Source organism: Shewanella sp. VB17 (genome assembly GCF_013248905.1).
GTDB lineage: Bacteria > Pseudomonadota > Gammaproteobacteria > Enterobacterales > Shewanellaceae > Shewanella.
Window position 1 is genome coordinate 3,711,274 of record NZ_JABRVS010000001.1, and the last position, 13,050, is coordinate 3,724,323.

Annotated in this window: 9 protein-coding genes and 1 pseudogene; all 10 read right to left on the reverse strand. The window is 36.6% G+C overall.

The window, feature by feature from the left end:
* Positions 1-2: 2 nt before the first annotated feature.
* A pseudogene (locus tag HQQ94_RS23120) lies at positions 3-164 on the reverse strand (DapH/DapD/GlmU-related protein); the annotation flags it as partial.
* Positions 165-504: 340 nt separating this feature from the next.
* Entirely contained in the window at positions 505-1,839 is a 1,335-nt protein-coding gene (locus tag HQQ94_RS16050) for a hypothetical protein (RefSeq protein ID WP_173295351.1), read from the reverse strand.
* The gene (locus HQQ94_RS16055; protein ID WP_173295352.1) at positions 1,829-2,977 is read right to left on the reverse strand and encodes a DegT/DnrJ/EryC1/StrS aminotransferase family protein; all 1,149 of its coding nucleotides are present in this window, start codon (positions 2,975-2,977) and stop codon (positions 1,829-1,831) included. The genes HQQ94_RS16050 and HQQ94_RS16055 overlap by 11 nt, the downstream gene beginning before the upstream one ends.
* 7 nt (positions 2,978-2,984) lie before the next feature.
* Positions 2,985-4,070 carry a DegT/DnrJ/EryC1/StrS aminotransferase family protein gene (locus tag HQQ94_RS16060; RefSeq protein ID WP_173295353.1) on the reverse strand — a complete coding sequence of 362 codons (1,086 nt, stop codon included), beginning with the start codon at positions 4,068-4,070 and terminating at the stop codon, positions 2,985-2,987.
* 1 nt (position 4,071) lies between these two features.
* On the reverse strand, positions 4,072-4,881 hold the full coding sequence (locus HQQ94_RS16065) for a GNAT family N-acetyltransferase (RefSeq protein ID WP_173295354.1): 810 nt from the start codon (positions 4,879-4,881) through the stop codon (positions 4,072-4,074).
* A gap of 88 nt (positions 4,882-4,969) precedes the next feature.
* The gene (locus HQQ94_RS16070) at positions 4,970-5,944 is read right to left on the reverse strand and encodes a Wzz/FepE/Etk N-terminal domain-containing protein (RefSeq protein WP_173295355.1); all 975 of its coding nucleotides are present in this window, start codon (positions 5,942-5,944) and stop codon (positions 4,970-4,972) included.
* Between the two features lie 171 nt (positions 5,945-6,115).
* Positions 6,116-8,932 (reverse strand): SLBB domain-containing protein, encoded by a 2,817-nt coding sequence (locus HQQ94_RS16075; protein ID WP_173295356.1) that lies wholly within the window; start codon positions 8,930-8,932, stop codon positions 6,116-6,118.
* Between the two features lie 217 nt (positions 8,933-9,149).
* The gene (locus tag HQQ94_RS22885; protein WP_302051850.1) at positions 9,150-9,281 is read right to left on the reverse strand and encodes a hypothetical protein; all 132 of its coding nucleotides are present in this window, start codon (positions 9,279-9,281) and stop codon (positions 9,150-9,152) included.
* A 614-nt stretch (positions 9,282-9,895) separates the two neighbouring features.
* Positions 9,896-10,432, reverse strand: a complete 537-nt coding sequence (rfaH, locus tag HQQ94_RS16080; RefSeq protein ID WP_173295357.1) for a transcription/translation regulatory transformer protein RfaH — start codon at positions 10,430-10,432, stop codon at positions 9,896-9,898.
* A gap of 726 nt (positions 10,433-11,158) precedes the next feature.
* Complete coding sequence (locus HQQ94_RS16085) at positions 11,159-13,018, reverse strand: SurA N-terminal domain-containing protein (RefSeq protein ID WP_173295358.1); 1,860 nt, start codon at positions 13,016-13,018, stop codon at positions 11,159-11,161.
* Positions 13,019-13,050 lie beyond the last annotated feature (32 nt).

Consider the following 13,050-nt stretch of genomic DNA (forward strand, 5'->3'; position numbering starts at 1 on the left):
TCTCTATTCTTAATGAATTTTGCAGGAACACCACCTACGATAGTATTTCCTTTAACATTTTTTGTAACAATAGAATTTGCGGCAATAATTGCCCCATCTTCAATGCAAACTCCTGCAATAACTGTACAGTTAGCTCCAATCCAGACATTGTTCCCTATAACAATTTTTGCATCAATTAATTTTTGTTCTCGCATTGGTTTATGCATTGATACTCCATGTGTGAATGCAACAATGCAACAACCAGGAGCAATCATTACATCTTCACCAATAACAATACCTAACTCAGATCCATTTAATGAGCAATTATTCGATACCGAAGAGTTTTTACCTATTTTTATGTTTCCAAGTAATAGAACATTTCTGAAGATTCTAACTTTATAATCAAAATTAAATCCTAAATAATTATAAGTAAACCTTCTTAATTCACATGTAAAACGATCATTCGGTAGCGTTGCTAGTAAAGCGGTAAGACATTCTATAAAAAATAACTTTATACTTCTTAATTTATTCATTAATAATTCCTACAATAACAAAAAAACTACAAATAATAACTAAAGCTATTATTGTATTTTTTAACGCTGACAATGCAATTAGACCAATTTTTTTATTTAGTAACATTCTCCACCAACAAGCGATTGAAATAACAAGAAAATAGATACTATATGACCAGCATATTAGATCAATACGTTCATACATTGAAAATACACCAACAAAAAATAAAACAGTTAGAGCTGTTATAACTGACAAACAAGCTTGAAACTTAAAATCTTCAACAACCAGCATTAATACAACTGGAATGTATCCAATTGCTCCAATTAGCATTCCTGGCATTAATATTTTTACGAATGATGATATTAGTAATAAATCAGCATGTTCACCTAACCAATATGTTAAAAAATCAAGCCTAAACATCCATAATATTAATGAAGGCACTACAGTTACGATCATCATTACGATTACAAAATAATCAACTTGTTTGAAGTGAATAATTTTCGAATTAAGTTCAACAATTATTTTTGGTTGGAAAAATTGTTTTACAGGTCCGGCCAGTGCTAATATCGGTGTCATACAAAATGAAAAAGCCAAAAAATAAGGGACTAGATGTGATGGTGATAAAAATGATGTCACTATAACCTTATCTAATTGCATCACACCCGCCGCAGCAAGACTCGTTACGATGAGTGGTTTGCCTCTGCTGACTAAACTAAGACAGCCTTCTAAAGTAACTTTATTAATGTGATTGAAAAGCGTTCTTATTTTATAGCTAACCATTAATCTTATAAATATAAAGTTTATAATTGATACTACAAGTTGAACTTCAATAAATGTAGAAATGCTTTTATCAACATGCTGCAAATAAAATAAAGTAATATATGCTCGAGAAACAACACTAATAAATTGTAGTGAGCTACTTGTTTTATATTTTTGCTTGGCCATTAAAGCTGAAAATGAAATGTTTTGTACCGTCAACACAAAAAATAAGACAAGTAATAAAAAAACATCAAAAACTGAAACAACATTACCAGCTAAAAAAAAACAAAATGGAATAACAATAGGGATGAGTATAATGTAAAAAAGAAATATTATTAATTCAGCATTTTTTATCTTTATTATTGGATTTTCATCTTTAAGAGCTAAATCTCTACCGACTAATGTTGCCATACCTAAATCAAGAGTTAAGAGTAAAGACTGTAAGGATAATATTAATGCAACAATACCAAATAAATGCTGACCTAATACTTCATTAAATAATGGTAAAAAATAAACACCGACTAAAATCCCACCAGTCTTACTTGTAAAAATAAAAAATAAATTGATGATATTTGTTTTAGATTTCATTATTAAATGAACTTATCGTCTTTGATGTAATCAAATTTAGAATATTTGCTATGTACTCTATATCTTTTCTAGATAACCACCAGCCACAAGGAAGTGCCAATATCGTTTTTTGTAAATCAGCTATATTATCTAAAGAATTATTATCACTACTACTAAAGCAAGAATAAATATCATTTCGTTGGTGTAAACTTGAAACACTAATTTCATGTTCTTTCATTAATTCAATAACTTTATCTCGATCATCAACTTGCACTAAATAAACCCAAAAGACTGCTTTAGCACCTTCCAAGATCGACATTATGCGGACTGAAGGATTATCTAAAAATAGTTCATTATATAACTGTGCATTATTCTGAGCGATAATCGCGTTGTCTTTTACATCATCAATTTGACTATAACCTAATGCAGCACATAAGTTATTCATATTCATTGAATAACTAGCTATAGGAATATCAGATTGTGAATTTATTTCTCCAAGAGAGTTTCTAAATGAAGATGAATCAATGCCAAAGCGCCTAAGTTTTTTTCCAAGCTCATAATCCTTAAGATTTTTACAAATAAGCATCCCGCCTTCGGTGGTATTTATTTGGCGATTAGGATAAAAAGAAAAAACGGAAAAATCTCCAAAACCTCCAACATATTTACCATTAACCATGGATAATAATGAATTGTTACAATCCTCTATTAGTTTAACTCCATGTTTTTTACATATAGATTCAATTTCATCAATCGGTGTTGGATAACCAGCTACATGATAAACAATCGCAGCCTTAGTTTTTTCAGATATACTCAATTCGAATAATTCAAGATCAATTTCTACACTATTTGGCTTGAAATCAACCCAGACTGCTGTTGCACCACATAAAGCTATCGGTGAATTACTTGCCATACAACTAAAAGCAGTAGCTATAACTTCATCACCTTGAGTTACACCGGATAAACGCAGAGCAAGATGAATTGCGTTAGTCATATCATTTGTAGAGATTACATACTGTTGCTCTATTAAATTTGCAAATTTTGATTCGAATAATTCAACATATTTGCCAGATGCTATTCGTCCAGATTCTAACACTTCACATGCTATATCTTGCATTTCTGTTGTTGATACAACACCAAAAAGTGACAATTTTTTAGACATTTTCTAACTACCCTTTTTTTAACACTTCTACTATCTTTTCTCGAATAGCTAAATCAACCCACCATCCACATGGTATATGGATCATTTTTCTGTAATATTCATCTAACTGGGGTAAGTCGCCAGCGTACTCTTTAAAAATTGAATGAAAATGATTTGGACGATGTAACTTTGAAGCTTGTACACCTATCTCACTTAAGCTTTTTTCAATATTTTCTGAATCCTCAGAAAATATTGTATATAACCAATAGCTAGGTTCGGCTACTTGATCAAATGTAGGAACACTTAACCCTGAAATAGCTCCAATGTTTTTATCAAAAAACCTACCATTATCAACATGTTTAGCGATCCTATTATCGATCTCATTTAACTGAGCCAAACCGATAGTCGCTGCTATGTTATGCATATTATATTTATAGCCTACAGATGTTATATCAATTTCTGTTCTAGGAACTCCTTTTTCTAAACCAAACCATCTGAATTTTTTTGCGTCACGTAACCTCCTCTCATCTTTGAATGATAAAACTCCGCCATCAACTGTCGTCATATGCTTAATAGCCTGAAAGGAAAATATACCAAAATCGCCAAAATTACCTACCCCTTTACCCTGATATTTAGAACCTAAGGCATGAGCACAATCTTCAATGAGTGATATATTAAACTGCTTCGCGATGTCAGTAATTTCATTTAATCTCACTGGAATACCAGCATAATGAACAACAACAATAGCTCTAGTTTTATGACTAATTTTATCTTGAATAGAAGTTGGATCTAAATTTCCTGAGTTAACGTCTACATCAGCAAAAACAGGAGTTGCACCAACTTGTAAAATTGCAATATTAGTGGGTTCCGCAGTCATACTTGTCGTAATAACCTCATCACCTCGCTTCACTCCAGCTAAAACCAAAGCAGAATGCAATGCTCCAGTTCCACTACTCATTGCTATGCTATTATTAACTTCAAATTTTTTTTGAAATTGTCTTTCGAATTCATAAACAGCTTCGCCTTCACCGATCATTCCGCTGTACAGTATTTCTTCTAATCGCGGCATTAAAATTTCTTTCGATGGCAATCCAACTTTTACTAGTGGAATCATTTCAAATCCTATTTAATATTTTAAAATCACCGGCGGCTTCTATTTTTGAAATGTCAATACAATTTTTAAGTTTAAGCCACATTTGGAGATTTACAGGCTTAACTTCAATAGAAAAACCATCTACATACATCTGTTCTATTAATGAACAACCATGATGAGCATTAATCCTAAATGTATTGGGAAGTATATTCGTGATCAAACAACACACCTCTTTATCAGAGCCGCTCCAGTCTACAACTATCCCACCTTTATTATCCCAAATAATTGAAACACTAGACTCATTTGAAGAATAATTATTCCCAGAAGTGGCGAATGGAGGCAGACCAACATGACTTGGAAGAGCTTCACATATGTATTCATTTATTTGTGAGTTATAAACCTGCTCAGGACTTGTTGCAGTGCCATATACTGATTGATCATAAACAATAAACCCTTTTTTTTCATATAAATAATGTTGGTTAGTCCAAAGGGTTAACGCTGCATACTTTTTTTTATTAGCTAATTCTATCACTTTTTTGAATAGTCGATTAACGATTCCTTTTCCTCTATAAAGAGGGAGTACACACACAAGGGAAATGCAGCCAACCAATTCAATTTCATCACCATTAAAAATTTCTATTTCTCTTACTATAAGTCCACCTAGTATGCACTCAGCTTCAACAGCTTCAACAGTCCAATATGTAGACTCTAATTGGACCCATGGAAAATGACGTTCAAAATTAATCCCTCTTCCCTTACTCTCAAAAAAAATATTCCATGTGAGATTTTTTAATTTTTCACTAAGAAAGTCCCTAGTAATAACTTCCACCATAAAACAACCCTAAATTAAGTAACAATTAAGCTTCTAATTATGTTTAGCTATTGATACTGATAAAAATCGTCTATTTTTAAAATATATTTTAATTTGGACTTTTAGATTTCATTGCATATCGAATTAATACAATACTAAATCCAAGCATAAAGCCAATTAATGTACCTAGAATGCTAATTATGCCACGCTTAGGACTTGATTTAACTTCAGGTATAATCGCTGGATCTATTGTCTTGAAAGCATACTCATCACGCACCTCTGCAAACATAATCGTCTTAGCTTGCTCTTCTATCAATTTATAAAGCACCGAACGAATATCAGCAACATTTGTTAGCCCAATTTGAGTAGTTAAAAATTCTGTACTTCGATTAGCCTCATTAACATCACGTTCCTTCATCACTTTATTGATGTCTTTTACCAGCCAAGTTACCCATTGATATGCTACTGTCGGAGAAAGGTGTTTAACTGCCACAGTGATCATACTGTTCTCTTTATCTATATGGACGTCCATTATTTGTCTAAACTCATTAAATGCTTCTTGCATCGAAGGCTTGGCTTTATACGGTGGATTGACTTTACGAAGCCATTTATTTTTTGATACATCATATATTTCGTTATCGTAGCTTATGCTATCGTCAGACATATTCCACTTCTTAGCAGCCATTAAATCTGGAAGAATATTGTGATTTTGAATAAAATCATTAGTAAATTGACGTGACTTCATCACTTCAATCGCCATTTTCACCTTATCAACTCCCCCACTAGCACCAAAATTAATACCAGCCAAACTAGCCAATCCACCAAATTGACCAGCCAAACCATTCATACTACCATTTTGTTCTTCACTCGCTGGCGCTAGTAAAGCTTCTGATTTATAAATATCAGGTAACATAACAGCAAAAGTGACCGAAACGATTGCAAACACAGCAGTAATAGCAGCAATTATCCATTTACCTTGAAAAATGGCTCTAAAAAGTTCACGAAAATCAATTTCCTCAGTCTGATATTCCTGTTTAGCTGGAAAATTAGCATCAATGTAGTTTGGTTGTATTTGTTTAGTCATAACTCATTTATCGTTTGGAAAAATAGAATGCTGCACTTCTAGGCTACTAGAGTGCTTTGCGGCTATGTAAGCAAAGCAATTATCCTTTCATGCACCTAGGACAAACGGAGTCATTATTAAACTCGCCACTGTTCTAGGTGTAATCAAAGTACTCTACACATTTCAAATACTTTATAAACCAGCAACTGTACCGAATGCGATAGCAGCATTGGCGATGATTTGCGTGATTTTAGTCCAAAGGGTTAGGTTGTCAGTATATTCAGTATCAAGCGGGACTATTATTGTATCCCCCGGCTCTAAAGTGTCTTCATTACTGAACCAGATTGAATGGCTCGGTAACATCACAGCGCCATTGGCCTTGATAACATAAGTTCTATCACCATCAGCTCGTTCTCTCTCCCCCCCTGACATCGCTAAATACTGTTCTAACGTTAAACCCTTTTTATATCGATGAGTCGCCGCATGCTGCACTTCACCCATCACAGCAATTGTTTGTTTCGTCGATGGCACATAAAGAATATCTGAGTCTTCTAATCGTAAATCAGCTTGTTCTATACCTACTGAAATCGCAGATAAATCAACTACTAGACGCCCTACCGCTTGAATTGTTTCAAGATCTGTTAGCATCTTTTGTGCATCGGCGTAATTGGCCACACCACCATCTTTCGATACACCACGAGTGGCGATATCTCGACGTAGTTGATTGGCAAGCTTTTTAATTTCTAATTGTTCTTGCTGGCGAATAGACTCACGCACAAAAACTGCAGAGGGAAGGGATGCATACTCGGTAAACCCGCCTGCACGATTAATCACATCTTTAAGTGTTTCTCCACGGCGTATATTGTATTGCCCCGGAAATTTGACTTCCCCGTGAATTTCAATCGACTTGCTTTCTTGCCAATCAGGAGTGGTCATCACTGTTAAAATATCACGTTCCTTTAACACAACATTTTGTTGTTCATCACCTTGTAAAGCTACATCTAGAGCAACATTTTTGTGACTGATTTTAGAACCATTTATCGTTGTTGATGTACTTGTGATCTCTGCTCGAGCGGTATAAGCCCCCTCTTCTAAACCACCAGCAGCGACAATTAAATCCTTTACTCTAGCATTGATGCTTAGAGGATAAAGACCAGGATGATTAACAGTCCCGTTTATTCTAACTGTTTGTACCCCCATCCCCGCTCGACCTTGGAATGACAGTTTTTTGATCACAGGGTAGAGCAATTCTTCCCGGTTCATCACACCACTTAATTTAATTAAGTCAATGTCCTCAAAAAGATTAATCAACATCTTGTTTACTTCAGCTTCAACTGCTTTGGCCGCGACTACTACCTCGTCTTCTTCCTCTTTAGGCTTCAGGGCTACACCACCTAATTCAGTACGAGCAGAGAATTTCTTCTTATTGAGTTGAGAGAAACCTTCACTGAACAAGTCGCTACTGACTAAAGAATCACCTGTTAATGATTGAACCTTTTCAACTCGCTCTTTAACTAACTTATTTAACTCGTAGCGATTTTGAATCTCGTCACTGAAATTAAAGAAAATAATTTTATCACGCGCATTAAGGAGTAAATCTTGAGACAACTCTTTACCGTTAATTGCTTTAACTGGAGAAAATTGATAAATCTGAATATCACCCTGTTTATTTATTTCACGAATAATAATGGCGTATTCTAAATCGGCAGAAACAGACAAATCCCCCCAAATGGAAGGTATTAAGTTACTTATTTTCTGGCCTTGATACCACTGATATTTACCCGGTCTAACTACAGCGCCCACGACTGTAATGGCATCTTCATATTGTGTTGTGGCACTTTTTACTCGAATAACATCGCCTGCTACCGCTGGGGTTGCTTTACCTGCATTGGAGGTTAAATCGACATTTAAGATAGTTTTTAAACTATTAGCATTGAAACGCTCAACGCTGCTCCGCTTTGGGTATGCGCCAGGTTTAACACCTGCAGCCATGTCGATAACTTGCGCCATGGTCTCATTTTTTTTAAGCTCATAAATAGCAGGGCGGCGTACTTCACCAGTGACACTGACTAACCCTCCCACCGATGGAATAAATACCACATCACCGGAACGTAGCCGAACATCACCCGATGCATCTCCACGCAGCAATAGATCATACAAATCCATTCTAGCCACAAGTTTACCATTACGCTTGACTTGAATATTACGCAAAGAGCCTATCTCATTCACACCACCAGCAACAAACAAAGCTTGAGTAACAGTAGAAAGGCTTGACACTGTATATGAACCAGGCTTGTAAGCATCACCTGCAATAAAAATACGGATAGAACGTAATTTACCCATTGTAATATTGGATTCAATACCAATCATTTGCTGGTTAATACGTAAGGTTAAATTTTTCCGTAATTCAGAAAAAGTTAACCCATTAGCAGAAATTGTTCCAAGTTTTGGAAATTGAATTTCCCCTTCACGATTAATAACAAGGTCGTATTCTTCATTATCTTTACCATAAAGTTGAACTTTAACATTGTCCCCTGGACCAACTAAATACTCACTGGGAACTGGTACATCAGAAACTGGTGCAAACGTTGTCGGTTCACCTCTAAACAGCTCATAACCAAAACGTTTCAACTCACCTTTATCTTCATCAAAGTTAAGCTTTTCTTTTTCATTTCTGCCATATCCATCATTATCATTATTATTATCATAATAATTAACATTATGATCATTGTTGCGCTTGTTGTTATAAATAGGTTGGCCACTTTTATCAAACTGCTGTCGTTCATCAACTAGGTTGGGATTCTCTAGCTGATTTGGTGCACCATTCTCCCCTGAGAGCATAGACGGGTCAATACCGTATTGCTGAGCCAACCTTTCCTGTTCAGCTTTAGGTAAGGTCATAAATTGTTCTATCATTTGCGGAGAAGGCGTAATAGCCTGTACTTGCGAGCTTAACAACACGAGTGCGCTGACACCTGCTATAAGTATTTTTTTGGTTTTGAATAACACAGATTATCTCCGTTGATAGAACTAAACATCTAGCACAGTGCAGTAAATCACAAGCTAGAAAAATGAATAAAAAGGTTAAGATTAAGGCTGAGAAAGAGAAAAAAACACTCAATTTGCAGGTTGAAGCTAATTAAAGTAATAACAGATTGTCTGACTGCGCTAAATAAAGCTGCAAACCTGTGGTGTCCGCGGATTCAGTCATAATACTTATTCTCGATCACTTGGTGTTCAAACTGGCTGTATATTCTCTTCTCTTCTCTTCTCGAACATATAACCAAATTGCAGCAATATCATCATTCACTCTAGCCAGAGCTTGCACCCTTTCAATGACCTTTGATTGCTTTGCCATAATGAGAAACCTTTAGTTAAATCGACAAAAGACTCAAAAACAGGACGTTTACAGGCTAAAACTCACTGTATTCAGACACGCTACCGCCCATGGATTACGGCTTCCAGATTGCCCGACGCACTTAGCGACACTCACATTTTTTTACTACTATTTTATTCTCTTGACTCTAATATATTAGGTAGGGTCAAAATGCTACTCATTTATTGGCCTGATTGGTACTATAAATTGGGTACTAAGTTTTGATAAGCGACGCATTATACGCTATTGTATTTAAAATTGCTGCTCATTAAAAATCCAACCTCAAACATCAAGGGGGTACTTTTACCCTACTAGTCCCATCAATACTCAGACCAAATCTCGATAGGTATCATTCTAGATAATTTAATTGTCATTAAGTTTCGTGGGGTATTTTGATGTTTATTCAAAAAAACAGCAAGCTGGCATGGTACATATCACCCATCGACTCACAAATGGCTACCTCAGCAAAAAAAAACCTTAACAAGCCAGCTATTGTGCTTAACATAAAAACGAGGCATGGCTAATTACAGCACAAAATAAATCCCTTAAGATAGGGTATCAACTCCACACTTATTCGATTGTCAATACCATCTTACTCAAACGGGTTTAATGCTATTTCTTGGCACTGATACTCTTTTTTTCTGCCCCATAATCTCAAATAATACATGGCAACGTTTATCACCATTTGCCTCATCAAAAATCCCTTCAAGTTTTGCAAATGGTCCGTCTGTGAACATAATTGGATCGCCAAAACTCAGTTCTACCGTATCCAAACTTTCTAGGCATCCCTTTGAGAGTTCACTTGCTGGTAGCAATTCAGATAGCAGCTTATGCTCACGCATGCGAATGCTATGGATAATAGTGTCATCGATAGGCGTCATTGACTCATTGCAACCAATAATACGCCCTACACCGCGAGTCGAATGGATGCGGGCAACACTGGTAACTTGAGGGTCAAAATGAATAAATAAATAACTAGGAAAAAGAGGGATCCGCTTGATGCTAATTTGCCCCTTAACCTTCTTTTCTTCACATATAGTCGGCAGATATGACTCAATATTTTGCAGGGTTAAGTGATGTACAGCCCTCGCCTCACCGCGAGGCTTGCAATATAGTAGATACCAAGCTTTCATGATTAGTTAACTCTTTACGTTTAGCTTTACTGATCTTAACTTTATAACAAAAAAATTATAAAAAAATTGACGATTCAGTGAGGGATAAATAATTTATTTTACAGTCAAGAATTCGTTGAACATTACCTAGGACCTTAAATCCTTCATTGGCAATCTAAATTGTATCAAACTCCTAGTTTCATAGGAAGTACACCACATTAGAGAAGTAAAAAATATTTTCTTAGGGCCTGTTATCTTTCATGGTTGTTTTTGAAAAAATGGTTGATTTTTTTATACGAAGCAGAATTTTTGTGACAGTGTTTTTCAAGGTAGTTCACACTCTTAGTTTAAATTTTACGCTAGATTTATCGTTTCTTCATCGGGTACATTAATCAGGTTCAACATGACCGAACCGATAGCTTATTCTGTTAGGCCAACGCATTGAATTTCTCTCTTGCACAGCTTCAAGTACGGTTTTTCTATTTGATAAAAGCATCGCATGCCTCTTGCCTGACTACAATAGTGCTTGGCGCTTTCAAGATTACAGTCTTTTTCTCAGTTTCACTCTAAGTGATAAGTGTCGCCAGCTTATTACACTTTCATGGGCTACAGGATAAATACTCCAGACATAACGTCAATTTATATCTATCCCTGGCGCTTTTATTCTAAACAAGAGTGACATAAATGTTCCAAACATAAAAAAGTCAGCGAATGCTGACTTTTTTGTTCCTAGTGCTTACTCCAGTCTTATTGTACAGAGGAGTAAACCACATCGCCTCTGGCTTTTAATGTGGCGATAAGTGCACGATAACTGCCTTCGCTGTATTGAGCACCTAACCTTTGCTTAAGTGCACCTAGCATATTCTCATCAGCCTTTTCAGCCGCATTGACTTTATCGAGTACGATAACGGCATAACCTGAAGCAAGTGCAACCGTATCGACCGTAGCAGTGTCAGCAGGCTGTGCCATTTGAAATGCCTTATTGATAATGGCTCCATCGATATCTTTGTCAAAACGACCCGCTGCTAACTTAGTGCTAAAGCTAACGTCAGTGTCTGGAAAAGAAGCCATGAGTGTCTGAGCTTTTTCTCTGACGATTTCATTGGCTTTTTCTTGCTGTAAGCGTGCAACAATATTCGATTTCACTTTAGCAAACTCTAATGTGCCTGCTGGAGTATGCGATTTCATACGTATAACCATCGCATGGTTAGCTCCCACTTCAATCACATCACTGTTCATGCCATCGAACAACACATTATTAGAAAATGCCGCTTTGAGTACCTTTGGACTATCAAAAGGGGCTGGCGCTTGATCACGAGTAAACACAGCAGTGGTGTTAACGCTCACGCCTAACTCTTTGGCTGCATCATTGAGAGTATCTGGCACTTCGTAACTGACATCTGCCAAGATTTGCTGTAAATCAAGATAAGTATCAATCGCCTGATCTTCTTTAAGCTGCGTAATGATTTTTGCTTTAACTTCGTCAAAAGGAGATTCTATACTGGGTTGAACATCAAGTAACTTAATGATGTGGTAACCAAAGCTTGTTTTAACCACCTCAGAATACTCGCCATTAGATAATGAGTACAATACCTCATCAAATGCAGGCTCCATCACCCCTTGTTCAAACCAATCTAGCTGTCCGCCTTGCTCACCACTAAAGGTATCTTCAGATTCTGCTTTGGCCAATTCTGCAAAGTCTTCACCCGCTTGTAATTGCTTATAGATGGCATCAGCTTTCGCTTTTGCCGCAGAGTCATCATCACCGATGTTCACCAGTATGTGGCCGGCAAGACGTTTCTCAGCTTTGAGGTATTGTGACTTATTCTCTACATAGAAAGTCTGGGCTTCTTCGTCGGTGACAACCACATCCTTCGCCATATTTTTTGCATTAAGTTCAATATACTCAAGGCTCAAGGTTTCAGGGCTCATGAACTGGGCTAAGTTAGTATCGTAAAACGCCTTAGCTTGCTCATCCGTTACCTCAACTTTAGCAATATAAGGTGTTGCATCGACGATATGGTAACGAAGATCACGCGTTTGCCCCTGAATAGCCGCAAGGTTATCCGTCTCGCCCGGTAAAACAAACTCAGAACCCACTAATGAAGCCACAAGCTGACGACGAGTCATGTCGGTACGCATCATGTTTCTAAACGTATTCGCTTGATAACCTAACTGACGTAAAATGGACTGATAGCGATCATTATCAAACTGGCCATCAGTTTGAAATGCCGGCTCTGTCATAATAGCCGTTTTAATTTGTTCATCAGACACTCGTAAACCCAGATCAGCGGCACTTTGATCAAGTAGTTTTTCAGACACTAGACGTTCTAAAACACTTTGTTTAACACTGGCTAAATAACTGTCATCAGCAGCAAGGGCGCCGTACATTTCACCGAGTTGTTGCTCTAAACGAGCACGCTCACTTTGATAAGCCTGTTCCAAAGCCGATTCACTGATATCTTCACCATTAACCGTCGCTGCAGCAACCTCTGTTGATGAACCTAAATAACTACTCACACCAGTAAATGCAAAGGACAGTATGACAAGAACCAGAATGCTTTTTGCAATCACGCCTTGTGAACCTTCGCGAATCTTCTCTAACATTAGATATCTCGCTCGTTGCGATAAAAAAATAA